General features: G+C 65.0%; 31 protein-coding genes. 15 read left to right on the top strand and 16 right to left on the bottom strand.

Annotation, left to right across the window (positions count from 1 at the left end; translation table 11 throughout):
* Window positions 1–293: 293 nt before the first annotated feature.
* From cis5 to LDH66_RS21115, 6 genes are read right to left on the bottom strand one after another with little or no spacing between them, the layout of a single operon-like run.
* Window positions 294–749, bottom strand: coding sequence for a CIS5 family contractile injection system inner tube adaptor (gene cis5 / locus LDH66_RS21090; protein WP_226483055.1), 456 nt, complete (start codon window positions 747–749; stop codon window positions 294–296).
* A gap of 48 nt (window positions 750–797) precedes the next feature.
* Window positions 798–1,055 carry a DUF6760 family protein gene (locus tag LDH66_RS21095; RefSeq protein ID WP_226483160.1) on the bottom strand — a complete coding sequence of 86 codons (258 nt, stop codon included), beginning with the start codon at window positions 1,053–1,055 and terminating at the stop codon, window positions 798–800.
* Window positions 1,052–1,612 carry a hypothetical protein gene (locus LDH66_RS21100; RefSeq protein WP_226483056.1) on the bottom strand — a complete coding sequence of 187 codons (561 nt, stop codon included), beginning with the start codon at window positions 1,610–1,612 and terminating at the stop codon, window positions 1,052–1,054. Before LDH66_RS21100 ends, LDH66_RS21095 begins: the two co-directional genes overlap by 4 nt.
* Window positions 1,609–1,773 (bottom strand): hypothetical protein, encoded by a 165-nt coding sequence (locus LDH66_RS21105; RefSeq protein ID WP_226483057.1) that lies wholly within the window; start codon window positions 1,771–1,773, stop codon window positions 1,609–1,611. The genes LDH66_RS21100 and LDH66_RS21105 overlap by 4 nt, the downstream gene beginning before the upstream one ends.
* A complete protein-coding gene (locus tag LDH66_RS21110) occupies window positions 1,770–2,228 on the bottom strand; it encodes a phage tail protein (protein ID WP_226483058.1) in 459 nt (152 codons plus the stop codon). The genes LDH66_RS21105 and LDH66_RS21110 overlap by 4 nt, the downstream gene beginning before the upstream one ends.
* A gap of 54 nt (window positions 2,229–2,282) precedes the next feature.
* Window positions 2,283–4,019, bottom strand: coding sequence for a phage tail sheath family protein (locus LDH66_RS21115; RefSeq protein WP_226483059.1), 1,737 nt, complete (start codon window positions 4,017–4,019; stop codon window positions 2,283–2,285).
* 334 nt (window positions 4,020–4,353) lie between these two features.
* On the opposite strand from LDH66_RS21115, the gene cis13 reads away from it, so the two are divergent.
* Window positions 4,354–5,598 (top strand): CIS13 family contractile injection system protein, encoded by a 1,245-nt coding sequence (gene cis13, locus LDH66_RS21120; RefSeq protein WP_226483060.1) that lies wholly within the window; start codon window positions 4,354–4,356, stop codon window positions 5,596–5,598.
* A 55-nt stretch (window positions 5,599–5,653) separates the two neighbouring features.
* On the opposite strand, the gene LDH66_RS21125 is transcribed toward cis13, so the two are convergent.
* From LDH66_RS21125 to lipA, 4 genes are all read right to left on the bottom strand, one after another.
* On the bottom strand, window positions 5,654–7,321 hold the full coding sequence (locus LDH66_RS21125; RefSeq protein ID WP_226483061.1) for a dihydrolipoamide acetyltransferase family protein: 1,668 nt from the start codon (window positions 7,319–7,321) through the stop codon (window positions 5,654–5,656).
* Window position 7,322: 1 nt separating this feature from the next.
* Complete coding sequence (locus LDH66_RS21130; protein WP_226483062.1) at window positions 7,323–8,318, bottom strand: alpha-ketoacid dehydrogenase subunit beta; 996 nt, start codon at window positions 8,316–8,318, stop codon at window positions 7,323–7,325.
* Window positions 8,319–8,322: 4 nt separating this feature from the next.
* Complete coding sequence (gene pdhA, locus LDH66_RS21135) at window positions 8,323–9,429, bottom strand: pyruvate dehydrogenase (acetyl-transferring) E1 component subunit alpha (protein WP_226483063.1); 1,107 nt, start codon at window positions 9,427–9,429, stop codon at window positions 8,323–8,325.
* A 310-nt stretch (window positions 9,430–9,739) separates the two neighbouring features.
* Window positions 9,740–10,702, bottom strand: a complete 963-nt coding sequence (lipA, locus tag LDH66_RS21140; RefSeq protein ID WP_226483064.1) for a lipoyl synthase — start codon at window positions 10,700–10,702, stop codon at window positions 9,740–9,742.
* 165 nt (window positions 10,703–10,867) lie between these two features.
* On the opposite strand from lipA, the gene LDH66_RS21145 reads away from it, so the two are divergent.
* The 3 genes from LDH66_RS21145 (at window position 10,868) to LDH66_RS21155 (ending at window position 14,533) form a co-directional block, all read left to right on the top strand.
* Window positions 10,868–11,383, top strand: a complete 516-nt coding sequence (locus LDH66_RS21145; RefSeq protein WP_226483065.1) for a PH domain-containing protein — start codon at window positions 10,868–10,870, stop codon at window positions 11,381–11,383.
* Window positions 11,384–11,503: 120 nt separating this feature from the next.
* Window positions 11,504–12,103: a DUF7978 family protein gene (locus tag LDH66_RS21150; RefSeq protein WP_226483066.1), complete on the top strand. Its 600-nt coding sequence runs from the start codon at window positions 11,504–11,506 to the stop codon at window positions 12,101–12,103.
* 51 nt (window positions 12,104–12,154) lie between these two features.
* A complete protein-coding gene (locus LDH66_RS21155) occupies window positions 12,155–14,533 on the top strand; it encodes a DEAD/DEAH box helicase (protein WP_226483067.1) in 2,379 nt (792 codons plus the stop codon).
* 61 nt (window positions 14,534–14,594) lie between these two features.
* Here the strand turns inward: LDH66_RS21155 and LDH66_RS21160 are convergent, their stop codons facing one another.
* From LDH66_RS21160 to LDH66_RS21170, 3 genes are all read right to left on the bottom strand, one after another.
* On the bottom strand, window positions 14,595–14,906 hold the full coding sequence (locus LDH66_RS21160) for a hypothetical protein (protein ID WP_226483068.1): 312 nt from the start codon (window positions 14,904–14,906) through the stop codon (window positions 14,595–14,597).
* A gap of 69 nt (window positions 14,907–14,975) precedes the next feature.
* Complete coding sequence (locus LDH66_RS21165; protein WP_226483069.1) at window positions 14,976–15,632, bottom strand: HAD family hydrolase; 657 nt, start codon at window positions 15,630–15,632, stop codon at window positions 14,976–14,978.
* Between the two features lie 58 nt (window positions 15,633–15,690).
* Window positions 15,691–16,284 (bottom strand): DJ-1/PfpI family protein, encoded by a 594-nt coding sequence (locus tag LDH66_RS21170; protein ID WP_226483070.1) that lies wholly within the window; start codon window positions 16,282–16,284, stop codon window positions 15,691–15,693.
* Between the two features lie 557 nt (window positions 16,285–16,841).
* Here LDH66_RS21170 and LDH66_RS21175 point away from each other — a divergent pair.
* From LDH66_RS21175 to LDH66_RS21220, 10 genes are all read left to right on the top strand, one after another.
* On the top strand, window positions 16,842–17,405 hold the full coding sequence (locus LDH66_RS21175) for a hypothetical protein (RefSeq protein WP_226483071.1): 564 nt from the start codon (window positions 16,842–16,844) through the stop codon (window positions 17,403–17,405).
* 10 nt (window positions 17,406–17,415) lie between these two features.
* Window positions 17,416–17,790 carry a hypothetical protein gene (locus LDH66_RS21180; RefSeq protein WP_226483072.1) on the top strand — a complete coding sequence of 125 codons (375 nt, stop codon included), beginning with the start codon at window positions 17,416–17,418 and terminating at the stop codon, window positions 17,788–17,790.
* Window positions 17,791–18,096: 306 nt separating this feature from the next.
* Window positions 18,097–18,447 carry a hypothetical protein gene (locus LDH66_RS21185; RefSeq protein WP_226483073.1) on the top strand — a complete coding sequence of 117 codons (351 nt, stop codon included), beginning with the start codon at window positions 18,097–18,099 and terminating at the stop codon, window positions 18,445–18,447.
* Between the two features lie 104 nt (window positions 18,448–18,551).
* Entirely contained in the window at window positions 18,552–18,800 is a 249-nt protein-coding gene (locus LDH66_RS21190; protein WP_226483161.1) for a hypothetical protein, read from the top strand.
* Between the two features lie 112 nt (window positions 18,801–18,912).
* Complete coding sequence (locus tag LDH66_RS21195; RefSeq protein ID WP_226483074.1) at window positions 18,913–20,055, top strand: DUF7345 domain-containing protein; 1,143 nt, start codon at window positions 18,913–18,915, stop codon at window positions 20,053–20,055.
* A gap of 180 nt (window positions 20,056–20,235) precedes the next feature.
* Window positions 20,236–20,928, top strand: coding sequence for a hypothetical protein (locus LDH66_RS21200; RefSeq protein ID WP_226483075.1), 693 nt, complete (start codon window positions 20,236–20,238; stop codon window positions 20,926–20,928).
* A gap of 232 nt (window positions 20,929–21,160) precedes the next feature.
* Window positions 21,161–21,391 (top strand): Lrp/AsnC ligand binding domain-containing protein, encoded by a 231-nt coding sequence (locus LDH66_RS21205; RefSeq protein ID WP_226483076.1) that lies wholly within the window; start codon window positions 21,161–21,163, stop codon window positions 21,389–21,391.
* 384 nt (window positions 21,392–21,775) lie between these two features.
* Window positions 21,776–22,174 carry a hypothetical protein gene (locus tag LDH66_RS21210; RefSeq protein ID WP_226483077.1) on the top strand — a complete coding sequence of 133 codons (399 nt, stop codon included), beginning with the start codon at window positions 21,776–21,778 and terminating at the stop codon, window positions 22,172–22,174.
* 68 nt (window positions 22,175–22,242) lie between these two features.
* Window positions 22,243–22,908, top strand: coding sequence for a DUF4382 domain-containing protein (locus tag LDH66_RS21215; protein WP_226483078.1), 666 nt, complete (start codon window positions 22,243–22,245; stop codon window positions 22,906–22,908).
* Window positions 22,898–23,095 carry a hypothetical protein gene (locus tag LDH66_RS21220; RefSeq protein ID WP_226483079.1) on the top strand — a complete coding sequence of 66 codons (198 nt, stop codon included), beginning with the start codon at window positions 22,898–22,900 and terminating at the stop codon, window positions 23,093–23,095. The genes LDH66_RS21215 and LDH66_RS21220 overlap by 11 nt, the downstream gene beginning before the upstream one ends.
* Before the next feature lie 121 nt (window positions 23,096–23,216).
* On the opposite strand, the gene LDH66_RS21225 is transcribed toward LDH66_RS21220, so the two are convergent.
* On the bottom strand, window positions 23,217–23,999 hold the full coding sequence (locus LDH66_RS21225) for an inositol monophosphatase family protein (protein ID WP_226483080.1): 783 nt from the start codon (window positions 23,997–23,999) through the stop codon (window positions 23,217–23,219).
* A gap of 184 nt (window positions 24,000–24,183) precedes the next feature.
* On the opposite strand from LDH66_RS21225, the gene LDH66_RS21230 reads away from it, so the two are divergent.
* Window positions 24,184–24,489, top strand: a complete 306-nt coding sequence (locus tag LDH66_RS21230; RefSeq protein WP_226483081.1) for a MazG-like family protein — start codon at window positions 24,184–24,186, stop codon at window positions 24,487–24,489.
* Between the two features lie 16 nt (window positions 24,490–24,505).
* On the opposite strand, the gene phnE is transcribed toward LDH66_RS21230, so the two are convergent.
* A complete protein-coding gene (phnE, locus tag LDH66_RS21235; RefSeq protein WP_226483082.1) occupies window positions 24,506–25,543 on the bottom strand; it encodes a phosphonate ABC transporter, permease protein PhnE in 1,038 nt (345 codons plus the stop codon).
* On the bottom strand, window positions 25,543–26,340 hold the full coding sequence (locus LDH66_RS21240) for a phosphonate ABC transporter ATP-binding protein (protein WP_226483083.1): 798 nt from the start codon (window positions 26,338–26,340) through the stop codon (window positions 25,543–25,545). Before LDH66_RS21240 ends, phnE begins: the two co-directional genes overlap by 1 nt.
* Window positions 26,341–26,360: the final 20 nt, after the last annotated feature.

Below are 26,360 nucleotides of genomic sequence, written 5' to 3' on the forward strand. Positions count from 1 at the left end.
TGTCGGCCGACGGCCGGCCGTTCGCGATCGGACCGCGCTCTATCCGCTCGGCCAGTTTTGCTCCCGGTCGATTTCGCATAGTCTCTCGAATGATGTTTGTCGAATCCTATTAAAACATACTGGTGATAGTGGAGAAACGAGAGTTAGTATCCGGGACTGTCCTTCCAGCAGATGGGGCTCGAGATCAACCGGTGATCGTCACGGACAGGATACTCGGAGCGTCGACCCGAACGGATCGAATCACCGGGTTCCGAGGACGGTCCGTGAATATCGGACGCTGACGGTGACGACCGTTACTCCGGCATCCCCGACATCTTCGTGAACCGCTCGTATGCCAACTCGATGGATTCGATCGCCATTCCTCGTTCGTTACTCGCCAGATCCGGTCCTGACCACTTCGTCGGATACGCGTTCGCGAACTCCCATCCCCACTGACTCTCGCCCTGAAAGCCGTCCTTTACTTTGACGACGATGTTTTTCCGGGAGATCGTCCCGCTCATGACCGACTGGATCCAGTCCCAGAAGGCCGTGTCCGTCGTCAACCCGCGTTGGAGGACGAGGTTTGCATGTGCGAACTGCCCCGGCAACTGGTGGACGTGATCGTTGACGCCGCCCTCGCGGTACTGGACGGTCTCTAACTCCATCGTTATCCCGGCGACCTCGGCGAATCCGGCGACGGTCTCGCCGTCCACCTCGACCTCGAAATTGTACTGTGCGTAAGGATCGTCTTCCGTTGTGTATGGTGCCATCGTCTCGGTACTGCGGTCATGACGGCATCTGAGAGCCAGATGCCGTGGTTACTCGGAATCCGGCGGATTTCGGAGCACGATACCGCCGCCGGCGTCGTCACGTCCCCGGCCGCGACCGCGACGGCGGTCACGGGGTCGATCGGACGGCGAGTCGTTCATTCGGTCGTTGATCTCGCTGATCTCCGTACACCAGCGTTGCCGTTCCCAGTGGGGCATGTTCAACACCTCGTCATGGCTCCAGCCGAAATGGTAGGCCACGAACGCGACCTCCTCGTAGAGGCGGTCCGGCTCGTACAGCCGGACTATTCCGCTGGATTTCCCGACTCGGACTCCTCGCTCTCGTTCGATTCGGTGCCGGCCGCACGCATATCGGCGGCCTCGAATCCGGGCGATTCGGCCGCACCGACGCTGCCGATGTCACCGCCCGCACTGACTGGACCGGCTTCGACGCCAGCGGAACCCATACCGCCGGTTGCGCTGTCAGTCGTCACGTGAGAGCCGTTCTCCGCGTTGACTTCGAACGGCTCACCGCAGTCGGGACAGGCCGTCTCGACGGCGTTCACCCCCTGATTATTGATCCGCTCGTACAGGGCCTGTAGGTACTCGAGGTCCGTGACGAACAGTTCCTCGATGACGCTCGCGTCGATCGTCTCGAGATCGCCGAGTTCGGTGACGACCCGCGACAGCAAGACGATGGTCAGATACGAGGAGTTCGACTGGACGCGGGGGTTTTGCAGCGGCTTGATCTCGTCGGCTGCCGTAGCGAGCCGCATTCGCCCCTCTTTGTGGAGCGTTCCCTCGTCGTCGACGTACCCTTGGGGAAGGGTGAAGTCGAACTCGGTCTGGAGCGTTCCGCCGGTCATGACCGACACCCGTCACTGTCACAAGTGACGACGACGCGGTCGGCGAACGGGGCGGCGTCACCGGTGTGGAGGACGCCTTCATCGTCGACGCGCCAGTCGTCGTCGAACCGATGACGCGGCACGGTGAACGCGTCCGGAGACGAACTCGACGGTCGTGTCATACGTTCTTCCGTTCCATCTCGTCAAAGGTGACGACGTACTCCTCGGTGGCGAGGTTGCCCTGACCGCCACCGCCGTGGGAGTTGAGCGTCGGCGGTCGGTACTCCTTGATCCACGCCTTCGTGAACTCGAAGCGAAGCACCGAGTCGCCGACCTCGTTCATGATGATGACGGCGATGTTCTTCCGACCGCCGTCGTCCATCTTCCCCTCGTCGACGGATTTCCGCCAGTTGTAGAGTTCCTCGTTTTTCTCGTTCGCACCCCGAACGAGGATGAGGTCGTCGTACTGGGTGTCACCCCAGAGCTTTCGATTGTGCGACGGATCGTTTCCTTCGCGGTATTCGACCTGTTCGGTTCGCATCGCTGGCAGCTCGACCTCGACGAATCCGGGGATGCCGACGCCGTCGAGTTCGACCTTGAATTCGGTTTGTCTGAGTGGTCCGTGTGAGTCTGGCATTGTCGTATCGATTGCGTAGAGATTGGTTGATCGTCAGATACGGTGTGGACGATGTTACTCGCCGGTATCCTGGCTGATTCTGAAGACGACGAACTCGGCCGGCTTGACCGGCGCGACGCCGATTTCGACGATGAGTCGACCGTTATCGATGTCGTCCTGGGTCATCGTCTCCTCACCGCACTTGACGTAGAACGCCTCGTCAGCGGTGCTCCCTTGGAGACCGCCGTCTCGCCACACCGTCGTCAGGAAGTTCTCAGCCGACTGGCGCACGCGAGCCCACAGATCCTCGTCGTTGGGTTCGAAGACCGCCCACTGGGTGCCCTCGTCGATCGACTGCTCGATGTAGAGGAACAGTCGCCGCACGTTCACGTACTTCCAGGACGGGTCGCTGGAGGCCGTCCGTGCGCCCCACAGGCGGATACCTCGACCCTGAAAGCTCCGAATACAGTTGACTCCCTTCGGATTGAGGACGTCCTGTTCGCCCTTCGTGATGTTGTGCTGGACGCCGAGAATGCCCCGGACGACTTCGTTCGCGGGCGCCTTGTGGACGCCGTGTTCCGCGTCGCTTCGCGCGAAGATGCCGGTGATGTGGCCGCCCGGCGGAACGAGTTTCTTCCGGTTAGTGAATGGATCCTTTGTCTCGACCCACGGGTAGTAGTAGGCCGCATACGAGGAGTCGACTGGCGTCTCGATGTCGGAAATCGCACCCGCGTTCTGTGGCGCCTGCAGAATCGCGAACCGCTCGCCCATGTTCTCACAGTGGGCGACGAGCGACTCGGTCAGACCCTCGATGTCGTTCTGGTCGGGAATACACATCAGCGAGACGCCGTCGAGTTCTCGGAACGCCGCGAGGCCCGTTCGCATTCCGGGCTTGTTGATACCCTCGTAATCGCTGAGGGTAACGTCCTCGCTCTCCGGCTTTGCCGACAGATCCGAGACGACGTCGACGTCGACTTCCTTCTCACCGGACTGGATCTCCTCGAGTTCCGCCTGAAGGTCCTCCCGAGCCTGAGAGGCGTCGATGTCGAACGGTTCGGCGATCCCCTGAAGCTCGTTGTACTCTCGGTCCTCGAGATCGTCCGGAACGTAGGCAGCGGTCTCCGATTCGGCATCGAGCTGAATCAGTCCGCCGTCGGAGTACTCCTCGGGAACCTCTCGTGACAGCCAGGAGAGCCCCTCAGCAGGCCGTCCGGCATCCAGCTGCTCGAGGTCGACGAGCACGGAGCCCGGGATCTGTTTCTCGTAGAATTGGCTGGATTCGGGATCCGCCGACATATCATCGTAGGTCTCTTCGATGTCAGGAGCGGGGTCAGGCTGATCGGAGGCGGGCTTGCTGACCTCCTCGATATCGCACGACCAGTATCGCAGCGTCAGCTTGAAGTAATCGTTCTCGCCCTCCTCGTACAGCGGTCCGTCCTCGACGATCGCGGCGATGGAACTTCCCCACCCGCCCGGACCGGTCGCTTCGACGCTGATGACGTCGGTTCGATCCTCGTCGACGAGAGTCGTCGTCGCGACGTCCGTCGGTTCAGCGGCTGCGACGCGGCCGACGTAACAGCGGCTCCCCCCGTTTTTGAAGAAGCCGTCAACGGCCACGTCCAAGTCCGAGGACTGTGGACTCGAGCCGAACGTTCGTTTGAATTCCGAAAAGCTCGTGACGAGCTTCGGTTCGACGGGACCCCGTTCCGTTTCACCGAGGAAGCCGGCGGTGCTGGTGCTGACTCCTTCGACGGATTTGGTTCCGCTGTCGACCTCTTCGACGTAAACGCCTGGTGATAGGTACTCTGGCATTGATTTCGCTCCTCCAATTGCTGCTGTAGCAGTCCTGTATTTATAGTCGATTAGTATAAAACTTATTCATTGGTTAAATCTGTAATTATATCTAGGTCGAAATATTATCTGATTTTCTAGATTGTTTCTGCTATTCTCGTTTCTAAATTCCCGCTCATTAGGCACTTCATAACTGAAGAATAATGTAATACTGTATAAGTGATAACGGCACGAAGGCGGTCGCAAACGACGGTCAGTCGCGAGCGCGTCGTCACGGTGATCGCTCGGCAATCGATCCCGTGAAATAGACATAATTAAATGGAATAGCGGCGCAATAAAGAACACTCACTACGCCATGGCCCAGGATCCGGACCACAGTGACGGGGAGCAGGGCGGTCTATCGCAGTTTCGGAAGAATCGGTTCTTCAGCGGGAAGCTGATGACGCCCCGCGATATGGAAGCGGACCAGGAGTATCACGCCGAGCGACTGCACACGCTCGCCCGGTTCGTGGTCGGGAGCGGGATCGTCCACGGACTCGAGGTGCGATCGATCAGCGAAAGCGACGAGGGACTGGAGGTGACGATCGAGCCGGGGTTGGCGCTGGACGGACGCGGTCGCCCCATCGTCGTCGAACAGGTGACGACGAAGTCGCTTCCCCGCCCCTCGACGGACGAGATATCGCTCTCGATCCAGTACGACGAGGTCTCGCTGGAAACCGTCCCCGTTCCGAACACCGACGATGCCATCGACGAGGAGTCGACGTCGAACCGTATCGTCGAAGTCTTCGAGCTAGCGTATCAAGAGGCGACGGGAGACGGTCGGGGACGGGCTCTCGACGTCGAAATCCCGACCGTCGAGACGGATACGGACGCGGAAACGGTACGGAAACGGCTTCTAGAGCGGTATCACGACCGCCATCGATCCTCGACCCCGTCCGATACGAACGCGGCGGTGTTCCTCGGGTCGTTCGAACGCACGCCCGACGGCGTCTGGACGGCGGCGGACGACCCTGCGCCGCGCGAGTTCGTCTACGACCACGAGTTGCTCTTCGAGACGATTATCGATCACGTCACGGATACCGACAACCCACACCGGACCCCGGTCGAACGGGAGCCGCCCGATATCCCGGACGATATCGGAGCGATCACCGACCGGCTCGACGCCCTCGAGACGGAGCTGGGGGGGCTCAAACGAGAGCAGACGGCACTGACTCGGTACGTCATGCGCAAGACGCTCAAGGACCGAGCGCGGTTCTTCGACGAGTTAGCCGATCGACTCGAACAGCAGACGAGCGAGGGCAGTCGACTCGCCCGCGAGATCGCCGCGACCTCCAGCGTAGACGGCGAGCGGATCTCCGAGAGCGAGGAGGCATACCGTCGTCACGTCCGGCAGGTCCTCGAGCACCTGATCGCGCTCGGTGACGATCTCGAGGGTGCGACGACCGAAGCGAGTCTCGAACGCTATCTCAGGTCCGTCTCGGAGCTACGGACGGCTCTCGAGGACGACGAGTCCGTCCTCGAGTTGGCCGAGGCCCAGGACCGAGTGTACGAGGCTGCGGACTCGCTTGAGATACTCGTCGATATCGTGCCGGACGAGTAGGGGGTCGGTCGACGAGACCGCCTGGTTCCGCGAGGGATCCGGCGGTTCGTCCGAGCTACTCGAGTAAGAGGAGACTGGGATTCTCGAGGTATTCCATGACGGTGTTCGTGAACTGTGCGCCGACGGCACCGTCGATAAGCCGGTGGTCGAACGAGAGTGAGAGGGTCAGCACCGAGCGGGGTTCGATCGACTCGTCGCCGTTCTCGTCGGTGACGACTCGAGGCTTTCGCTTGATCTCGCCGATCGCGAGGATGCCCGCTTCGGGGTAGTTGATGATCGGCGTGGCGTACTCGCCGCCGATGCCGCCGACGTTGGTGATCGTAAACGTCGAGCCGCGCAGCTCGCCGGGACTGATCGTTCGGTCGCGGGCCTTCTGGACGACCTCGTTCATCTCCGACGAGAGTTGGAGCAGTCCCTTTCGATCCGCGTCCTCGACGACCGGGACCATCAGCCCGACGTCGGTCGCGGTCGCGACGCCGATGTTGTAGTAATCGCGGTAGACGACCTCGTCGTTTTCCTCGTCGATGACCGCGTTCATCTCGGGGTGTTCCTTCAGCGCGGCGACGACGGCCTTCATGATGAACGGCATGTAGGTCAGTCGGATGCCTCGCTCCTCTGCGCGCGGTTTGAGTTCCTCCCGGGCCTCGACGAGTTCGGTGACGTCGACCTCGTCGTGGTGTGTGACGTGCGGCGCGCTGTACTTCGACTCGACCATCGCCTCGGCGATGCGCTTGCGGACGCCTCGGAACGGTTCGCGGCGTTCGCGCTCTCCCTCGGCGAAGTGGGTCCCCTTCGTTCCGACCGGCTCGCCCGCCTCGACCGCTTCGCGGTCGGCCTCCTGGGCCCGTCGCTGGGCCTCGGCGTACTCCTGAACCGCTTCGGGGGTGACGAACGCTTCGCCGTCGCGCTCCTCGGTCGCCGGGACGGCGTCGATGTCGACGCCCTCCTCCTCGGCTATTCGTCGGGTAGCCGGCGCGGCCAGCGTCCGCTCGCGGTCGGCGGACTCGACCTGCGCCGGCGTCTCGGGTCGCTGGTCGCTCGAGGCAGTACTCGTGCCCCCGGAAGCCGACTCCTCGGTGGGAGCGCCACCGGCACTCGCAGCGCTCGAGTCGGCCGTACTCGTTCCGGAACCGGTCTCGTCGGGCGCGGACTCGGTCGTCTGCGGCTGGACCTGAACCGTTCCGTCGCCGTTCCCGCCAGTGGCGGCCTGGACGTCGGCCGCAGTGATTCGCCCGCCGGGACCACTCCCCTGGATACTCGAGAGGTCGATCCCCTGCTCGCGGGCCATGCGACGCACGCGCGGGGGTGCGAAGACCCGGTCGTCGGGCGGCGCGACGTCCTCGGTGTCGGCGCCGGTCGCACCGAGGTCGCCGGCAGGCTCGGCGCCTTCGCCCGGTGACTCGCTGGGTTCGTCGACGCCGGCGGGTTCGCTCGTCTGTTCTCGTTCCGATTCGGTCGGTTCCGCAGCTTCGTCGCTCTCCTCGCCCGCGACGTCGAACGAGATAATCACCGTCCCGACCGGGACGACCGCGCCCTCCTCGACGTGTAACTCGCGGACCGTGCCGTCGACCGGGGCGGGGACCTCCACGAGGGCCTTGTCCGTCTCGACCTCCGCGACCGGCTGGTCCTCCGAGACCGTCTCGCCCTCCTCGACCAGCCACGAGACCAGTTCGCCCTCCGCGACTCCCTCGCCGACGTCCGGTAGCTCGAACTCTCTGACCATGTTAGAACTCCACGGCGTCTCGAACCCCGTCCTCGATGCGCGCCGGCTCGGGCAGATAGTAGTCCTCGAGCGCGTACAGCGGGAACGGCGTGTCGAAACCCGTGATGCGCTCCACCGGCGCTTCCTGATACAGTAGTGCTTCCTCCTGCAGGGTCGCGGTGATCTCGGCCCCCAGCCCGCCCGTCTTCGGGGCCTCGTGGACGACCGCGGCGCGGCCCGTCTTCTCGAACGACTCCACGATCGTCTCCTCGTCCAGCGGCGACAGCGTCCGCAGGTCGACGACCTCGGCGTCGATCCCCTCGTCTTCGAGGTTCTCGGCGGCCTCGAGCGTCGGCCGAGTCATCGCGCCCCAGGTGTAGACCGAGATATCGCTCCCCTCGCGGCGGACGGCCGCCTCGCCGATCGGCACCTCGTACGATTCGTCGGGCACTTCTTCGCGGAAGGCCCGATAGATGAGCTTCGGCTCGAGGAAGATCACCGGGTCCGGGCTCCGGATCGCGCTGGTCAGCAGCCCCTTGGTGTCGTAGGGGGTCGAGGGGATGACGACCTTCAGCCCGGGCTGGTGGACGAACATCGCCTCGGTCGACTCGGAGTGGTGTTCCGGCGCGCGGATGCCGCCGCCGTAGGGTGCCCGGATGACCATCGGGCAGGTGTATCGGCCTCGCGAGCGCGTCCGCAGGCGCGCCGCGTGCGAGACGATCTGATCGAACGCGGGGTAGATGAAGCCCATGAACTGGATCTCGGGAACCGGCCGCATCCCGTACGCGGCCATCCCGATCGCCGTCCCGATGATTCCCGACTCCGCGAGCGGGGTGTCGACGACCCGGTCCTCCCCGAACTCGTCGTAGAGCCCTTCGGTCGCGCGGAAGACGCCGCCGTTCTTCCCGACGTCCTCGCCCATGACGATGACGTCGTCGTCACGTTCCATTTCGGTGTGCAATCCGTCCCGTACCGCCTGTACCAGCGTGAGGTTCTCCGATCCCGATTGTGCTGCCATGGTATCACTCCAGAAGCGCGTCGTCGCCGTGTTCGTCGCGAATCGATTCGAAGTACTCGAGTTGTTTCTGTAGCCGTCGGGGCATCCCCTCGTAGACGTGCGCGAAGATCTCCTCGGGTTCGGGTCGCTCGACCGATTCCGCGGCGTCGATAGCGTCGGCCACCGCGTCCTCGATCCGCGACTCGATCGCGTCGACCCGTTCGTCGTCGAGGATCCCGTTCGATCGGAGATACGTCTCGAGGCGCGGAATGGGGTCCTTCTGCTTCCAGCGTTCGACCTCCTCGTCGCTCCGGTAGACCGACGGATCGTCGGCGGTAGTGTGAGCCCCGAACCGGTACTGGACTGCCTCGATCAGCGTCGGCCGCAGTTCGTCCTCGTCGGGGTTTTTCGCCTTCTCGACGGCGTCGCTGGTGACCTTGTACACGGCCAACGGGTCCATTCCGTCGACCTGGACGCCCTCGAAGCCGTAGGCGGTAGCCTTCTGGGCCAGCGTGGCGCTGGCCGTCTGGCGCTCGCGCGGCACGGAGATGGCCCACTGGTTGTTGTTACAGAAGAAGACGTTCGGGGTGTCGAAGACGCCCGCGAAGTTCAGCCCCTCGTGGAAGTCGCCCTCGGAGGTCGCCCCGTCGCCGAAGTAACAGATGAACGCCTTCTCTTCGTCACGTAGTTTCGAGGCCCAGGCCGCACCCGTCGCGTGGGGGATCTGGGTCGCGATGGGGACGGCGACCGAGAAGATGTTGACGTCCTCGGGCATGTAGTTGCCCCGCTCGTGGCCCATCCAGTAGAGCAGAGTGTGCTCGAGGGACAGCCCCCGAACCAGCCCGACGCCGTGTTCGCGGTAGCTGGGAAAGACCCAGTCGTCCTCGGCCAGCGCGTGGGCGCTGCCGATCTGGGCGCCCTCCTGGCCCGATAGCGGCGGATAGGTCCCCATCCGCCCCTGGCGCTGGAGACTGACGGCCCGCTCGTCGAATCGACGCACGAGCCGCATCTGCTCGTACATCTCGACGAGTTCGTCCTCGGTGAGGTCCGGCACGTCGGCACCCTCTCGGACCCGGCCCGCCTCGTCGAGTATCTGTACTCGCTCGCGGGGATCGCGCTGTAACGTACTCACGGGAAGACCCACCTGTACATACCCGTATAAACTATCGCTCAGGATAAAGGAGTTTCCCAAAATAGTTTACTATTGGTGAGATTCTTGCCACACAATCGCCGAGATATCGTACGTTCGTATCCACTTCCGGACATCGATGTCGAAAGACGCGCATATCCGTTCGACCGATGACTGGGACCACGGTCGCAGCGGGTTCGCGGACCGTTCGCTTCGAGGATCGGGTCGCCGTTCCCGCGGCGTTCGAGGAGGAAGTTCGAACAGCAGCGGAGGTCTAATAGAACGGAAACGCGCCTCGAACGCGCCCGTCGGACTACGATTCCGCGGTTCGAGCCCGGGTCTCGCGCCGCGCCTCCTCGACGCTCTTGCCCTCCCGAAGCACGGCGTCGACGAACAGTTCGCCGGCCTTGTACGAGGAGCGCACCATCGGCCCGCTCGCGCAATAGAGGAATCCTAACTCCTCCTCGGCGACGCGACGCCACGTCTCGTACTTGACGGGGTGGTCGTACCGCTGGACCTCGAGGTGGTCTCGCGACGGCCGCAGATACTGCCCCAGCGTGACGATGTCGACGCCGCGCTCGCGCAGGTCCGCCAAGGTCTGGTAGACCTCGTGGTCGTACTCGCCGTGGCCGAGCATGATCGAGGTCTTCGTGTAGATGTCGGACTCGCGCTCGACCTGCTCGAGCACCGACAGGGACTGCTCGTAGCCCGCGCGGCGGTCTCGGACGGGGAACTGCAGTCGCTCGACGGTCTCGACGTTGTGGGCGATCACGTCGGGTTCGGCGTCGATGATCTTTCGGACGAGCCGTTCCTCGCCCTGGAAGTCCGGAATCAGTACTTCGACGAGGATGCCGGGGTGGCGGGCCTTGATCTCGCGGATCGTCTCGGCGAAGTGGCCCGCGCCCTGATCCGGGAGGTCGTCGCGGTCGACGCTAGTGAGGACGACGTAGTCGAGGCCGATCTCGGCGACGGCGTCGGCGACGTTCTCTGGCTCGTCCGGATCGAGCGCCTCCATTCCGCCCGTCTGGACGTCACAGAAGTTGCAGGCTCGAGAGCAGCGGTCGCCCATCAGCATGAACGTGGCCGTCCCGCCGCCCGACTCCTCGCTCCCGTCGGGGCCCGACCGGCCCGACCAGCACTCGCCCAGGTTCGGACAGTTGGCCTCCTCGCAGACGGTGTGGAGGTCGTGTTCACGCAGCGTCTCCCGGATGCCGGCGAACTCTTGTCCCGACGGTGGCCGACTCTTCAGCCAGTCGGGCTTTCGCGCGCGGCTCATATCCCGTCATCGGGTCGCGCAGTGAAAAACCGTGGTGGTCGTTCGGCCGTCCGCGACGCGGCGCTCGCAGTACGGTCAATCAAATCGCCTGAGAGTAAGCGCCGTCGGCAGTAATCGCTCCGTTCCCCGATAGCTTTACGGACGGGTACGGAATAGGCGGGGTCGATGGCTTTCGGCTCGACGCCCGACTGGTTCCATATCAGCGACGACGAGGATATCGTCTGGGAGAGCCGTCCCCATCCGATCACCATGGGGTCGAAGCTGCCGGTCGGGATCGGACTCGCGCTCGCCGGCTTCCTCATCACCGGCTGGAGCGGAGTTGACGGCGTCGGCCTGCTAACGATTCTCGGCATCCTCATGACGGTCGCCGGCGCGGTCGTCGCGTTCGCCCGCTATCTGGTCTGGACGAACACCCGGTACGTCATCACCTCCACGGAGCTCTACAAGAAACGAGGGATCGTCTCGAGGGACGTCACCCAGTTCCGCCTCGAGCGCGTCCAGAACATCAGTCTGCGCCAGTCCGGGATCGGACGCCTGCTTGGCTACGGCGACCTGACCGTCTACACCGCCGGCTCGGGCGATCCGGAGCTGATCTTCGAACGCGTTCCCCAGCCCGACCGGGCCAGCAGCCGACTCAGCGACCAACTCGAGACCGTCGCGACCGACGGATCGGCCGTCTGATCGGCGTCCCCGCGAGTGCGGTCCTCGAACGCGCGGCGGCCGGTGAGGACCGTCTCGAGCGGTCGATCGACGGGGAGACCACAAGACCCATTAGATCGACCGACTTCCGTCGAAAGCGTAATGTCCTCCACGCTGACACCGTCCGAAGAGAGTCCGGTATCGCGCGGCTCGAGCGTCGCGGCGAGTGCGGGACTCGGCGTCTTCGCCGCCGTAATCGGATATCTCCTGACGTATCTGCTCGTCGGAAGCGAGGTCCGCGAGACGTTCGGCGACGACATTCCCGAGTGGAAGGGGGTCGCCTGGTACTTCTACGAGGCCCACATGGTCGATATCGAGGCGACCAGCCGGATCGGCTCGTTCGGCGGGACGCGCGTCCTCGATCTCATCGGCGAGTCGAGTACTGCGAGCGCCGACCTGTTGTACGCGCTGCCGCCGCTCGTACTGGTCGCGGTCGGTGCGTTCCTGGCCCTGCGGTGGACCGTGACCGATCTCGGCGACGCCGTCGTCGCCGGTGCCCCAGTGACGATCGGCTACGCCGTTGTCCTCGGGCTCGGCGCGGTCGTCGCCGAGGCGAACACCGAAGCGTCCGCGCTGGGAATCGAGGCGACCGGCTCGATCGGCCCGGTGCTCCTACCCGCCGTCGTCCTCGGCGGAATCCTCTATCCGCTGGTGTTCGCCACTGCCGGAGCCGCGATCGCCGCGACGGTCGCCGACCGGTAGACCGCGACTCGAAGGAAACGCCTTTGCCCTGCCGCTTCCCGTTTCCGTGTGATGGAGGTCGCCGAGGTTCTCCCCGAATTCGCGGACGCTTTTGCCTTCGAGGAGTTCAACCGGATGCAACGCGAGGCACTGCCCGCATTACTCGAGTCCGAGGAGAACGTGGTCGCGAGCGCGCCCACGGCCTCGGGGAAGACGGCGCTCGCGGAGCTGGCGATCTGTAAGTCGCTCGCCGACGGCGGCACGGCGCTGTTTATCGCCCCGATGCGAGCGCTGACCAACGAGAAGGAAGACGACTGGGACCGATTCGAGGAGCTGGATTACTCCGTCTACGTCGTCACCGGCGAGCGCGATCTGAACCCGCGCCGGGCGCGCCGAGCGGACATCCTCGTGATGACTCCCGAAAAGCTCGACTCGGCGACCCGCAAACACGACTCGCGACGGTACGACTTCGTCACCGACATCGACGTCTGCGTCATCGACGAGGTCCACCTGCTGGACGCGGATCAACGGGGCTCGGTGCTCGAGGTGACGATCTCCCGCCTGCGTCGGCTCTGTGATCCGCGGATCGTCGCGCTCTCGGCGACGATGCCCAACATCGACGACGTGGCGGCGTGGCTGGATGCTCCCGAGGAGACGACCTTCGAGTTCGGTGAGGAGTATCGGCCCGTCGAACTCAACGCCGGCGTCAAGACCTACACCCACGGCGACAACTCCTTCGCCGACAAGTACCGGCGTCTCTACCGAGCGCTGGACCTCGCGGAGCCACACCTCCGGGAGGACGGGCAGGCGCTGGTCTTCGTCTCCTCCCGGCAAGACACCGTCCAGGCCGCCAAGAAAGCCAGAGACGAGATCGCGGAACGGGACATTCCGATGGGCGCTCGCGGCGACTACGATTTCCACACGAAATCGAAAGAAGAGATCGAGGACGCTACGCTCCGTAAGTCGGTGCTCGACGGCGTCGCCTTCCACCACGCGGGGCTCTCGAAGAACGACCGCGACCTCGTCGAGGAGTGGTTCAAGGAGGGTCACATCGAACTGCTCTTCTCCACCTCGACGCTGGCCTGGGGCGTCAACCTGCCCGCTCGCTGCGTCGTGATCCGGGACACGAAACACCACGACCCTCTCGAGGGCGAAGTCGACATGAGTCCCCTCGACGTGCTCCAGATGCTCGGCCGCGCCGGCCGACCGGGCTACGACGACGTCGGCTACGGCTGGGTGATCTCAGATTCGGCCGAGGCCGACAAGTACCGGCGGCTGCTCCGGGACGGCAAGGAGATCGAGTCCCGGCTGGCCGAGAGCTTAGAGACCCACCTCAACGCCGAGATCGCGATGGGGACGATCACCGATCTCGAGGACGTAATGGACTGGCTCGAGACGACGTTCTACTACGTCCGCGGCCAGTCCAAGCCCGACGACTACGACTTCCCGAACCTCCGACAGCGGGTCCGGGACTGTCTCGAGGGGCTCGTCGAGCGCGGCTTCGTCGAGACCGGCGAGGACCTCTCGATCGAGGCGACGCCGCGGGGCGTGTTGACCTCGAAGTACTACCTCCGGCTCGATACCGCGGCCCGCTTCGCGGCGCTGTGTGACCGCGTCAGCGGCGATGGCGACGGGAGCGGCGGGAGCGACGAGTTGACGACCGGCGACATTCTCGAGGCGGTCGCGACCGCCGCGGAGTTCGACTCGGTCTCGGCCAGACAGGACGAACGCGACGCGATCGACGCCGTACTGGTCGGCGAGGAGACAGAGGACCTCGAGGCGGGCCAGCGGAAGGTGCTCGCGATCCTCCGCAGCGCGGCCAGCGGGACGACGCCGTCGGAACTCCGCAGCGACGCGTGGGTCATCCGCCGCAACGCGACGCGGCTCGTCTCGGCGCTCGGAGCCTTCCTCGATCGGTTCGTCGGGCCACACGCCGCGAACCTCGCGCGCCGGGTCGAGGCCCGCATCGAGAACGGCGTCGCCGAGGACGCGGTCGGCCTGACCGCCATCGACGGCGTCGCGTCGGGTCGCGCGAGCAAGCTCGCGACGGAGGGGCTCTCGACCCCCGGCGATGTCGTCGACGCGGGCGTCGCGGGACTCGTCGAGGCCGGGCTCTCCGAGGGCGTCGCCGAACGGGTCTACGAGGGAGCCCAGTCGCTCCCCGCGATCGAAATCGAGTGGGGCCGGTTCCCCGAGACCGTCGCGACCGGCGAGAACGACGTCTGCGAGGTCACGGTCCGAAACGTCGGCGAGCCCGGCCGCGCCGGCATCCGGGTGACCGTCAACGGAGTCGAGATGACGAACACGAACACCTACCTCCGCGATTCGGAGACCCTGCCGGTCGGCGTCTTCGGTGCCGACGCCGAGGAACTCGAGTTCACGGTCAGCGTGGCCTTCCCCGAGGAACCGCTGATTCCGATCGAATCGAGTCGAACGGTCGACGTTCTGTAGCGAGGCCGGAGCGGGCACCGGGCAAGGGCGAAACGGGAGCGGTCGACGGCCGCTCGAGCGGTCACGCGATCCCCTCGGCCGTTCGGTCGTTGAAGTGCGTTTCGCAGAGGACCTGGAAGACGGTCCCGTCGGTCACCGCGTCCCCGCGGGCGGTTTTCTTCAACAGTGCGATGCCGTACGCCACCTCCGAATCGCAGTCGATACACGTGCTCCGCTCGCCGTAGGGCCCCTCGGTCTTGTGTCCCTGGGTTCGGATCTCGGCACAGTCGCGACAGAGCCACCACTTGTTCTCCGGGTTCGAGAGCTCGAAGATCCGATGTGCCATCTTGTGCTGGTTGAACTCGACCGGGGACTCGCAGAAGGCACAGTCCATACCGGCTCTCGCCGCGAGCAGTCGGATAACGGTTCGCCACGAATTGTCATGGGACCGACTTCGGAGCGGTTACTCTCCCGCAGTCAACGCGAGGACGCGCTCCCGAATCTCGGCCGGCGAGTCCACGATCTCGTCGGCGGGCGAGCGGTCGATATCCCCGTGGGCGTCGATCCGATAGGCGATCACGGTCGTCCCCGCTCGAGCGGCCGCCTCGATCCCGTTCGCCGAGTCTTCGACGACGACACAGTCCGCGGCGGGGACGCCGAGTTCGTCGGCGGCGTACTCGAAGACGTCGGGGGCCGGCTTGCTCGCCGCGTCGATGTCGTCGGCGCTGATGACGCGATCGAACTCGCCCTCGAGGTCGAAGCGCTCTGTGACCATGCCGATCCAGTCGTGGGGCGACGAGGAGACGAGCGCCGTCGGGACGCCGCGATCGTCGAGTTCGGCGAGGAAGTCGTGGAGGCCGTCCAAGAGTTCGACGCGCTCGGTGTAGATCTCCTCGGCGGCCTCGGTGAACCGCTGGACGAACTCCTCGCGGGAGATGGTCGCATCGTACTCCTCGTCGAGGTAGTCGTAGATCTCGCGGAAGTTCATCCCGCTCGTTTCGGCGAGGTCGACCTTCTCGTCGGGAACGGTCGCGGGAAAAATATCCTCGCGCTCGAACTCGACCCAGTAGTCCTCGCTATCGACCAGCACACCGTCCATATCGAACAAGACAGCAGTCATGTACGGCCGGCTATTCGATCGCCCCGTATAGCCGTTTGGCAGGCATCGGGCCGGGCGGTCAGCGGACGACCTCGACGCGCCGTTCGTGTTCCATCTCCGTCTCGACCGCCTCGGCGATCGCCGCGCCGAACTCGCGCTCGAGCAGCCACAGCGCCAGATCGATCCCCGCGGTCACGCCGCCGGCGGTGAGCACGTCGCCGTCGTCCACCACGCGCGCGTCGTGAACGTCGGCGGCGTACCCTTTGAGATCGCCCTTTGCGACGGCGTGAGTCGTCGCGGGTCGCCCCTCGAGGACGCCCCCTTCGGCCAGCACCATCGCCCCGGTACAGACCGACGCGATCGTCGAACCAGTCGCGGCTCGCTCGCCGACGGCCGTGGGAAGGGCCCCGTCTTCGACCGCGGCCCGGACGCCGCCATCGGTGGTCCAGCCGCCGCCGGGAACGAGCAGGATGTCCGGCTCTCCGAGCGTCCCGTCGGGCTCGACGCGCAGCCCGTGACTCGCCGTCACGAGATCGGTCTCCGTGAGCGTCACCAGCCGCGTCTCGAGGGACGCGCCGGCCCGAGCCCCGTTCTCGAGGACCTCGTAGGGTCCGATCGCGTCGAGTTCGTCGAAGCCGTCGAACAGCACGATTTCAGCGGTCGTCTCGGCCATAGGTGAGCGTCGCGATCGGTGGGGAAACCCGTTGCGCCCGGCGCATTCCTTGCCTGTGACCCATCGTGCTCGACGGGACGCCGCGGCGGGGTGACGGCGGAAACCGCACGACGGCACGCCGAATTTTGAACGGAGTTTCGACGCAGTTTGCGGGGAGTCGAGCGGGATCCGAACGGAGTTCCAACCGACTTCGAACGGAGTCGCGTCGGAGTTCGAAAAATGCCCTCGAGCATCTCGAGGTGGTGTCGAACGGTGTCGTAATCGACCTCGAGTGCTTCGGCCGGCCGGTTGGCGTACGGGGTTTAGTCTCGAGCGCGACCGACCTGACGAACGGTGCGTCGCCGTCGAGCGCGCACGACCGCGTTACCGTCCCGGTTCGCCCCGTCGTTCACCGCAGTCCCGACCCACTGACCGTCGGTCGTCGCAACCCCGATCGATCGGCGTTGAACGGCCCACAAACCGACGAAAACGTCCGTCAAATGGGTTCAAACGCTCGAAAATCGGGTTTACGGCGACCCCCCTTCAAGTCGATCGAACCACCGAGAGTCGGATGCGCTATGAACCGAACGACGCTCATCGCAGTCACCTGCGCAGTACTGATCGCGGCGACCGGCTTCGCCGCTGCAGCACCCGGAAACGCACCCGTTTCCGTTGATACGGAGGCGGACGGAGCGGACGAACAGCACGCGAACGAACACGCCTCGGACGACCGCGCGAACGGAAACGAGGATCGAAGCGAGAACGGAGCCGCGGCCGGCAGCAGCTCGGATACCGGGAACGGACAGGGGCCGAACGCCGATCTCCCCGAGCAGGTTCCTGATCACGTCTCCGCGATCCACGACCGGATTTCGTCGTTCCTGAGCGGTGACCTCGACGGCTCGCTGGGCGACGCGATCAGCGCCGTGACGCCGGACGACGACGAGAACGCAGGCGAGGACGGTGACGCCGACAACGCCGATGAAAGCGACGAGGCTGACGATGCCGATGACAGCGACGATACCGACGCGGACGACGAGTCGCACGCCGACGAAGACGACTCGCAAGTTGACGAAGACGACACCGAGCAGACCGACGACGACCAGACCGAGTCGACCGATAGCGACGACCAGACCGACGCGTAACTGATACCCCATGCCCACACCAGCTCTGCCGGCGGCGATCGGTCTCGAGGATCGGCTGCTGACGTTCGTCGTCAGCCTGCTGGTCGGCGGCGTGGCCCTCCACGCCGGCACCCACGTCCTCGCCGACGGTCGAGACTACGCCCACGCGGTGCTGACCGCGCTGCTCGGCGCGCTGGCCTGGGCCCTCCTCGAGCCGATCCCGCTGATCGGCGGCGCGTTGGCGCTCGTCACCTGGGTCGCGATCGTCAAGCGACGCTACCGGCTCGGCTGGCTCCGGACCGCCGGTGTCGGCGTCGCGACCTGGGCGGCCGCAGTGGTCGTCCTCGCGACCCTCGAGATAGTCGGCATCGGCTCGGTCTCGGCACTCGGCGTGCCGGGTACCTGAACCGCGCCCCCGCTGGCGCTTTCCGCCACCGATGCAGTCCCGCTGACGGTCTTCCATCGGATTCCCCGCTGGCGCTTTCCTCCACCGAGCCGTCCCGCTGGCGCTCCCCTCCACCTCATCCGCACCTTCACCCTACCCCTGCTGGCGTTTCCGAACGCCCGATTGCTGTGACCGGATCCGAGCACAGCCGCGGCGGCGGCGAAATCCGTCGCAGCCGTGGGGCTCGAGCGGTGCCGTTCGTCTCGGCACGAGAGTGGCGATAGCCGATGGCATCGTTATAATTGGCCGGCCGTGGAAGTGGGGTCTATGGTCGCCGTCATCGGATCGGTCGTTGCCTTCCTGGTCGCACTGCTCGTCGGCGGACTGGCGATCTTCGCCAGCGCGCGGTTCATCGTCGACGTCGACGACTACTCGCACGCGGTCGTGACGGCCCTCCTCGGCGCCATCGCGTGGGCACTGACCTCCTGGGTACCGCTGCTCGGCCCGATACTCGCGCTGATCGCCTGGGTCTGGGTGATCAACTGGCGGTACCCCGGCGGCTGGGGGACGGCCGCGGCCATCGGCTTTATCGCCTGGATCGCCGCGCTCGCGATCCTCTTCGTGCTCAACGCCGTCTTCCGGCTCAGCGTCGGCGCGTTCGGCGTTCCCGGCGCATAGCGGTCCGCGGCCGGTCGAAACGGTCGATAGTCGGCGCAAATCGAGTTAAATCGGGGTCACGGACTGCCCGGTTCAAGGCGGTAAGACGCCTCGAACCCACCGTGATGCAGAAGCAAACGATACTCGCGATCGCAGTTGCGGCTACACTCCTCGTCGGCGCGACGGGCGCTGCGACGGCACAGCCGGCCGACGGTCCCCCGAACGATCTGCCGGATCCGGTCCCGGAGTTCGTCGGCGACATCCTTGAGACGATAACTGAGTTCGTTAGCGGTGCCGTCGAGTCGCTCGGCGAGGTCGTTCGGAGCCTCATCCCCGGCGGTGATGCGGCCGGGTCGAACGACGCAACCGAGTGACAGACCGCTGTCTTTTTCAGACCGAATCCGTCCTTCAATGTCGGAAGCGTGCCACTCGGGCCGGTTCTCCGACTTCCGTATGTTTTAACCGAGGTGGCAAGTACCGACTCGTATGAACGTTCGCGTCGGCGTGACTGCCGTGGTCATCGCGGTCCTTCTCGTCGCAGCGGGACCGGTCGCCACCGTTACCGGAGCCGCGACCGCCGGGCAGCGCCAATCGAGTCCGTTCGCGGTTCAGCAGGACCGGATCGATGCGGACGAGGTCCGAATGGACGTTGCGCTCCGGCCGAACGGCACCGCCGAGTGGACCCTCGAGTTCTGGGTTCGGCTCGACGACGAGGAGAGCACGACGGCGTTCGAATCGCTGCGGGACGAGATTCGGACCGATCCCGCGAATCACACACAGTCGTTCGCCGATCGGATGAACGAGACCGTTTCGACGGCGAGCAACGCGACGGGCCGCGAGATGTCCGCCGACGGGTTCGACGTGACGACCGCGCGCCAGTCCCTCGCGCGCGAGTACGGCGTCGTCCGATACACCTTCCGCTGGGACGGGTTCGCCGCCGTCGAGGGCGACGAACTCCGCGCGGGCGACGCGATCGAGGGGCTCTACCTCGACGACGGGACGCGATTGTTAGTCGAGTGGCCGGACGGCTACGAGCGAACGTCGGTCACGCCCGATCCGGACGACGAGCGCGAGCGGGCCGTGATCTGGCGGGGCGGCGAGACCGACTTCGTCTCCGGCGAACCGCGAGTCGTCGCGACCGCCGCGGGAACCGGTCCGAGCGCGGCCGCGATGGCGATCGCTGCGGTCGTCGTCGGCGGGCTCGCCGTCGCCGGCGTGCGGTGGTACCGCACCCGCGAGTCGACAACGGCGCAGCCGGCCGGGGGAGACGACGCTCTCGATTCGGATTCCGATGCCGGAACCGAACCGACCGGCGGTTCGGGAACCGCGTCGGTGTCGGCGACGGCCGACGAGTCGGCGGATGCGAGCGCGACCGGCGCGCCCGACACGGAGCTACTCAGCAACGAGGAACAGGTCCTCCGACTCGTCGAGGAGCGGGGCGGCCGGATGAAACAGCAGGCGGTCGTCGAGGAACTCGGCTGGACCGACGCGAAGACCAGCAAGGTCGTCAGCGGCCTCCGCGAAGACGAGAAACTCGAGTCGTTCCGCCTCGGTCGCGAGAACGTGCTCTCCCTCCCCGACGCGGACGACGAGAGGACGAACGAGACCAGCGGTGACGGGGCGAAATGACTCGAAGCCGACCGCGCGACGAATCGGATCCATCGGCAGCACCGAATCCGTCGAAATCGTGGAAATCGGCGAAACCGCCGGACGGCAACGGATCGAAAACGGCGTTGAATCGGAGCAACCGTCGATGAATCCAAGTCACCGTCTCGCGTGTCTATCACCGAACGAACCGATCACTCACCAATGAATCGAATCACGTCGATCACGCTGGCAGCGATACTCGTCGTCGCGACGATCGCGGTCCCCCTCGCCGCGGCGAGCGTCGTCTCGAGCGGTGGAGCGCAAGGGGAGACCGACTCCGACGCGGGCAACGAGTCGATCAGACCAGGCGAGCGATTCGCCGCCGCCGTTGGCGTTCAGAACGCCGAGATCGAGGGCGACGTCTCGGAACGAGCCTTCGGTGCCAGAATCGCGAACGCCGAGTCGAACCGGACGAAAGCCGCCGTCGTCGCCGCGGGGGTCAACGAGACCGACGCGCGCATGACGGAACTCGAGGAGCGACTCGCGGACCTCAACGAGTCCCGCGAGAGCGGGGAGATCAGCGAGGGGCGCTATCGCGCCGAAGTCGCGACGACCGTCGCCGAGATGCGGAGCCTCGAGCGACGTGCCGCGACGGCGGAGACCGCCGCGGCCGAATTACCCCCCGAAGCGCTCGCGGAGCGCAACGTCGACCTCGAGTCGATTCGAACGCTGCGGGAGCGAGCCGGCGACCTCGGCGGACCCGAAACCGCGGCGATCGCTCGCTCGATCGCCGGCAACGGTGCCGACAGATCGGCCGGGAACGAGCGCGGCCCCGACGGTCCGAACAACGCCGGCGAGAACCGGTCCGACGATAGTCGCGCCAGCGGGCCGGAGAACGCAAACGAGTCGCCGTAGCGCGACCCGTCTGCCTCGAGGCGGAGCGATCCGTCCGCTTGGGGCCTCGAGAGCAGTCCGTTCGATCGCCGTTGACCACCGGCTCTGCCCGAGTTGTCGACAGGGTCTCATGGACGCGGTCGAGATGATTCGAACGGCGTGATGACCGCTGTGGCAGCGCCGAACGGATATTCTCCGGCAGTCACCATTGCACTCTCGTTTTTTGACGCGTGCCGACGTAGATCGGTGAGAAATGGTCGACGCGTATGCGATGATCGACACCGCGACCGGAACGTCCGATGAGGTGTGCGAAACCCTCCGCGATGCGGAGGGTATCGCCGCGGCGTACGTCATCACGGGAGACTTCGACGTGATGGTCGAATTGACAGGCGACGAACCCCGCGACCTCCTCGAGACGGTGACGACCACCATTCGGCCGCTCAAGGGAGTCGGCGCGACCCGAACGTACGTCTGTGTCGACTGACACCGGAGAGATCGATCCGATCGGGTCCTGCTGAGTAGACTCATCCGCAGAACGCCATCGAGAGGGCTCCGAACCGCTCGCCGTGACTGATGAGTACCGCAGTCACGCGGTTACAGTTAGACACACCTCGAGAGCCGAGAGGACTGATCGGATCCGATCCGGGAGATCGGTGGACGGGCTCCGTCGCACCGGCACGTCTCGTCACTGCATGAGCGCATAGTGGTCGATCAACAGCCAATTTTGCTGAGTCCGTCGCGGCTCGAGTTCGGAAACACCGATCGAATTCCAGAGAGCCGGTATACCCGCGTAAATGCGGTCAAATCGGCGAAACTCGTCGATATCAACTATCCGGATTAAGTAGTTGTCCGAGAAGGAACAGATGTGATGAACGGAACGAAACTACTCACGGCGGCGATGGCGGCACTGGTATTGATCGGCGGCCTGACTGCCGTCGGCGCGGCGACACCCGCGGACGTATCGAACGCAACTAGCGGCGAAGCGGATGTGGCGAACGCGAACGATGTAGACGGCCACACGTCCGAGGCAGCGAACGCGAGCGAGAACGCTGACACGGCTGACGATCGGTCCGATACTGTCGGGCCGGCTGACGGGCTGCCCGAACAGGCGGCTGATCACGTGAGCGAAATTCACAGCACTATCGAGTCGTTCCTCGACGGATCGATCGATTCCCTCGGCGACTCGCTGAGCGCCCTCCAGCTCGACGACAGTACGGAGGAGTCCAGTGAGAACGGCGGCGACGACGCAGCGACCCAGAACGACTAACGCGCGGAAACGGACACCGAGTCCATCATCGGACGAATAGCGATCACAGATCACACGAATTCAAACCCATGACAGAACTCAACCGACGGATGTATCTCAAAACGGCGGGCATCGCAACGGCAGGAACGATCGGATTGGCCGGCTGTACCGGCGCGAACGCGACGACTGGGACGCTCGCGACGCAGGTTACGGACCAGCCGGGAGACATCGCCGACTTTGAGTCGTGCGTCGTCACGATCCAGGGAATCTGGGTCAAACCGAGCGGTAACGACGCCGATGGCGACGGATCGGACTCCACGGACAACGAAACCGACGATCAGCAAGATGGTAACGAGACGGTCGACGAACAGGACGAAACCGACGTCGACGAAAGTGACGAGCGCGAGTACCACGAGTTCGACGACCCCCAGGAGGCGGACCTCGTAAAACTGCAGAACGGGAACACGCAGCTCGTCGACGAGAGCGAGCTCGAGGCCCGGGAGTACGAATTCCTCCAGCTCGATGTGACGGGCGTCGAGGGCGTGCTCGAGGACGGGGGAGAGGCGAACGTCGGGACGCCCGGCGATGCCCCACTGCAGTTCAAGCACCGGTTCGAGATCCGCGAGGACCAGACCACGACGTTCGTGGGCGATTTCACGCCCGTTCGTCGAGGCCAGACCGAACAGTACCTCTTCCAGCCCGTCGCGGGCGGGACGAAGGTCGAGTACGAGGAGACGACACAGGATGATGGGTAGCACAGCGGTGCTGTTCGCCGGCCCGATCAGCTCGCCACTGCTGCTCGTCGTGGCGGCGATCCTGGTGATCCTCGTACTGGTGTTCGGGCGGGGCCTGTTGGCGTTGACGTGGCGGGTCGTCCTCAACGCCCTCGCCATCGTCCTCGCCATCTGGGTACTCGCTGCACTCGGTATCGGCCCGTTTTGAGCCGTCGCGATTTCGAAAGCGTGTGTTAGTCGGCGTCAGTAACACGAGCGATGTTCAGTAACACGTAGTCGTTTAGCTGCTTTTGAGACGAATCGAACGGAGACCGCCGATCGGAACCGAGTCACGACGGAACGGATTCCGACGCGATCTCGCAGACACAATCGACGATCGAATCGTTCGCGCCCCCGACGAACCAGTTCGATCCCGACTCGGTCCGCGACCCGCTCTCCGCCGCGAACCGTTCGCCCAGCAGTTGTTCCTCTCGGTCCGGTCGATAGCAGACGATACCGTCCAACTGCCCCCGCGCGAGGAGTCCCCAGTGGACGGTCGGGCTCCAGCTTTCCAGACGGCGCTTGCAGCGGTCCTCGAGCGCCCGGTTGATCGACGCCGAGACGGATCGATACTCGGCGTTACGTTTCACGTCGTGGCCGATCACCGAGACGACGGTCGCAGTCGACGGGTCGGCGTCGCTCTCGGCTCGGACGGGACGGCCGTTGTACCGAACGCCGTCGTTGCGCCGCCCTACGTACAGGTCGTCGAGTAGCGGCACGTACACAACGCCGAGAACGGGCTCGTCATTGGCGAGGACGGTGATAGCCGTCGCGAACGACGGCAATCCCGATTCGAAGTTATTCGTCCCGTCGAGGGGATCGACGAGCCACTCGTACTCGCCGCGTCCCTCGTGGATCCCCGATTCCTCGGCCTCGATCCGGTGGTCCGGAAACCGCGAGCGAATCACGTCGAGGATTCGTCGCTCCGCGCCGGTATCAGCGCTCGATTTCACGTCGTGCTCGAGGCGCTCGGCGGTCGTCTCCTTGGACCGGGACGCGTCCCGCAGGAAATCCCCACCCGTCCGGCAGGCCTCGATGGCCGTCCGTTCGATCGTCGCGAGTGAATCATCCATGCCCCAAAGCGAGTCGAACCAGCGATATGCCGATTGTGATTTTCGCCGACAGGACGGTGCCGAGACGAGTACGGAGACGGAGTATTTCGATCGTCGACGCGGAGGCCGACAGCCGCCATCAGCGAGGGACGCCGACAGCGATCCGCTTCCGTGTGATTTTTTCCAGACTGGCATAGTCGATGGTATGGACGAACAACGATCCGTCGCCGACTTCGTCGACGAACACGACCTCGAGACCCCGCCCGAGTTCCGCCTCCTCGATCTCGTCTCGGAGGTGGGCGAACTCGGGAAGGACGCGAACACCTCGACCGACTACGGCGAGTCGCCGGCCGACCTCGAGATCGCGACCGACGAACTCGGCGACGCCCTGTTCGCGCTCCTGGCCCTCGCAGACGCACTCGAGAGCGACGCGAGCGCGGCGCTCGAGGAGGCCGTCGAGAAGTACGAGCGACGGCTGGACGGCGACGCGACGCCCGGTTCCGGCGAGTAGACGGTCATCGAGCGGCTCAGCGGGCGAGCGACTCGACGATCCGCTGGGGGAGTCCGAGGATTAGCTCGCGCAGCCCCATCGTCTCGTCGTCCGACCGCAGCCGGGAGCGGATCCGCTGACTGAACAGTTCGACGGAGATGATCAGCACAAAGATACACAGCAGCGTCGCCATCGCGTTGGTGAACTGGAACAGTCCCTGTTGGATGTCGAGGATCTCCCCGAGCCCGCCGGCACCGATGATCCCCAGCGAGACGGCGACCCGCACGTTGATCTCGAGGATGTACAGCGTCCAGGCGATGAAGGACGTCCGGACCTGACTCAGCATCCCGAAGACGATGACCTGCGGCCGGCTCGCGCCGGTCGTCTGCATCGCCTCGATCGGGCCGTCCTCGATCTCCTCGAGTTCGTCGGTGAACAGTCGTCCGAGGTTCCCGATCGTGTCGGTTCCGACGGCGAGCAACGCTGCCAGCGGCGTCAGTCCGACCAGCGGGATGTAGATCAGTGCCCACACCAGCGCCGGAATCGACCGGATTCCCGACATCGTGCTGCGGAACAGGAAATTAAACGGGAAGGGGGTCACGCGCTCGGAGCCGAGCACGCCGAAGAGGAGGGCGAGCGGAAAGCCCAGGATCGTCCCGGCGAAGCCGATCGCCAGCGTGATCCCTGCCTCCCCGAACACCGAGAAGATCCCGAGGCCGCCCCCGAAGACGAACCCGATCGGATCGGTGACGAGGGCCTGGAAGCTCGCCGGATCGAAGATGAGGTTCCGTTCGGCGATGAACGCCCAGTACTGCTGGACGTCGAGGAACGGGAACCAGCCGCCGTACAGCCTGACCGGGAAGAAATCCCGGAGCGATTCGACGAAGAAGCCCCACTGGTAGCGCTCGGTGAAGAAGTCGACCGCGTTGAGCGCCTGGACGAAGAGGAAGCCGACGACGAGGACGACCGCCGTGGCCCCGATCGCTCGGACGCGGCGGGCTTGTCGGATTCGCTCGAGTCGACCGGCGACGTCGGACGGGTCGTCCGCCCGTCCGGACGGGGTTTCGCCGCTCATCACAGGGCCCCCTCGCGTTCGAGGGCGGACGAACTATCGCCGCGAGAGTCGTCCTCCGCGATCACGACCATCCCCTCGGTGTCGATGTCGCCGTAGATTTCGTCGATCGCATCGACGGTGAGGTCCTCGCGGTAGCCGTCGAACACCTTCCGCCCGTCCCGAAGGCCGATAAACCGCTGGCCGAACTTCCGGGCGAGATTGATCTGATGGAGACTCACCATCGCGGTCAGCCCGCGGTCGGCGGCGGCAGTCCGGAGATAGTTCATCACCTGCTGTGCGCTGCCCGGATCCAGACTGGCGACCGGTTCGTCGGCGAGCAAGACGTTCGGCCGCTGGACGAGCGCTCGAGCGATCCCGACGCGCTGTCGCTGGCCGCCGCTCATCTGCCGCGCCCGCTGCTGGGCCTCGTCGAGGAGGCCGACGGTTTCGAGGGCCTCCAGCGCACGGATCTTCTCATCGCGGTCTTGTAACCGGAGGAGGCTGTCGAAGAGCCCGTTTCGGCCCATCGACCCCGTGAGCGCGTTCGAGTACGCGCTCATCTGCCCGATGATGTTGTGGCTCTGGAAGATCATCGCGATATCGTCCCGCGGGCTCGTGATCCGGTCGTCGTCGATCGTCACGGTGCCAGCAGTCGGACTCGTGAGGCCGTTTACGCACCGCAACAGCGTCGATTTCCCCGATCCGGAGATGCCGAGCACGACGACGAATTCGCCGTCCGGAACCTCGAACGAAACGTCGTCGAGTGCGACGGTGTCGCCGTAGCGCTTCGTGAGATTCTCGACTGAGATATTACTCATTGATAGTGAGAGCGCAACTC

The organism is Natrinema amylolyticum (genome assembly GCF_020515625.1).
GTDB classification, from domain to species: Archaea; Halobacteriota; Halobacteria; order Halobacteriales; family Natrialbaceae; genus Natrinema; species Natrinema amylolyticum.

Bases quoted from the DNA above. Each gene is read 5' to 3' on its own strand.
- cis5 (WP_226483055.1), bottom strand. From the start codon at position 749: ATGGCACCATACACAACGGAAGACGATCCTTACGCACAGTACAATTTC.
- LDH66_RS21100 (WP_226483056.1), bottom strand. From the start codon at position 1,612: ATGACCGGCGGAACGCTCCAGACCGAGTTCGACTTCACCCTTCCCCAA.
- LDH66_RS21105 (WP_226483057.1), bottom strand. From the start codon at position 1,773: ATGACACGACCGTCGAGTTCGTCTCCGGACGCGTTCACCGTGCCGCGT.
- LDH66_RS21110 (WP_226483058.1), bottom strand. From the start codon at position 2,228: ATGCCAGACTCACACGGACCACTCAGACAAACCGAATTCAAGGTCGAA.
- LDH66_RS21115 (WP_226483059.1), bottom strand. From the start codon at position 4,019: ATGCCAGAGTACCTATCACCAGGCGTTTACGTCGAAGAGGTCGACAGC.
- cis13 (WP_226483060.1), top strand. From the start codon at position 4,354: ATGGCCCAGGATCCGGACCACAGTGACGGGGAGCAGGGCGGTCTATCG.
- LDH66_RS21125 (WP_226483061.1), bottom strand. From the start codon at position 7,321: ATGGTCAGAGAGTTCGAGCTACCGGACGTCGGCGAGGGAGTCGCGGAG.
- LDH66_RS21130 (WP_226483062.1), bottom strand. From the start codon at position 8,318: ATGGCAGCACAATCGGGATCGGAGAACCTCACGCTGGTACAGGCGGTA.
- lipA (WP_226483064.1), bottom strand. From the start codon at position 10,702: ATGAGCCGCGCGCGAAAGCCCGACTGGCTGAAGAGTCGGCCACCGTCG.
- LDH66_RS21145 (WP_226483065.1), top strand. From the start codon at position 10,868: ATGGCTTTCGGCTCGACGCCCGACTGGTTCCATATCAGCGACGACGAG.
- LDH66_RS21150 (WP_226483066.1), top strand. From the start codon at position 11,504: ATGTCCTCCACGCTGACACCGTCCGAAGAGAGTCCGGTATCGCGCGGC.
- LDH66_RS21155 (WP_226483067.1), top strand. From the start codon at position 12,155: ATGGAGGTCGCCGAGGTTCTCCCCGAATTCGCGGACGCTTTTGCCTTC.
- LDH66_RS21160 (WP_226483068.1), bottom strand. From the start codon at position 14,906: ATGGACTGTGCCTTCTGCGAGTCCCCGGTCGAGTTCAACCAGCACAAG.
- LDH66_RS21165 (WP_226483069.1), bottom strand. From the start codon at position 15,632: ATGACTGCTGTCTTGTTCGATATGGACGGTGTGCTGGTCGATAGCGAG.
- LDH66_RS21170 (WP_226483070.1), bottom strand. From the start codon at position 16,284: ATGGCCGAGACGACCGCTGAAATCGTGCTGTTCGACGGCTTCGACGAA.
- LDH66_RS21175 (WP_226483071.1), top strand. From the start codon at position 16,842: ATGAACCGAACGACGCTCATCGCAGTCACCTGCGCAGTACTGATCGCG.
- LDH66_RS21180 (WP_226483072.1), top strand. From the start codon at position 17,416: ATGCCCACACCAGCTCTGCCGGCGGCGATCGGTCTCGAGGATCGGCTG.
- LDH66_RS21185 (WP_226483073.1), top strand. From the start codon at position 18,097: ATGGTCGCCGTCATCGGATCGGTCGTTGCCTTCCTGGTCGCACTGCTC.
- LDH66_RS21190 (WP_226483161.1), top strand. From the start codon at position 18,552: ATGCAGAAGCAAACGATACTCGCGATCGCAGTTGCGGCTACACTCCTC.
- LDH66_RS21195 (WP_226483074.1), top strand. From the start codon at position 18,913: ATGAACGTTCGCGTCGGCGTGACTGCCGTGGTCATCGCGGTCCTTCTC.
- LDH66_RS21200 (WP_226483075.1), top strand. From the start codon at position 20,236: ATGAATCGAATCACGTCGATCACGCTGGCAGCGATACTCGTCGTCGCG.
- LDH66_RS21205 (WP_226483076.1), top strand. From the start codon at position 21,161: ATGGTCGACGCGTATGCGATGATCGACACCGCGACCGGAACGTCCGAT.
- LDH66_RS21210 (WP_226483077.1), top strand. From the start codon at position 21,776: ATGAACGGAACGAAACTACTCACGGCGGCGATGGCGGCACTGGTATTG.
- LDH66_RS21215 (WP_226483078.1), top strand. From the start codon at position 22,243: ATGACAGAACTCAACCGACGGATGTATCTCAAAACGGCGGGCATCGCA.
- LDH66_RS21220 (WP_226483079.1), top strand. From the start codon at position 22,898: ATGATGGGTAGCACAGCGGTGCTGTTCGCCGGCCCGATCAGCTCGCCA.
- LDH66_RS21225 (WP_226483080.1), bottom strand. From the start codon at position 23,999: ATGGATGATTCACTCGCGACGATCGAACGGACGGCCATCGAGGCCTGC.
- LDH66_RS21230 (WP_226483081.1), top strand. From the start codon at position 24,184: ATGGACGAACAACGATCCGTCGCCGACTTCGTCGACGAACACGACCTC.
- phnE (WP_226483082.1), bottom strand. From the start codon at position 25,543: ATGAGCGGCGAAACCCCGTCCGGACGGGCGGACGACCCGTCCGACGTC.
- LDH66_RS21240 (WP_226483083.1), bottom strand. From the start codon at position 26,340: ATGAGTAATATCTCAGTCGAGAATCTCACGAAGCGCTACGGCGACACC.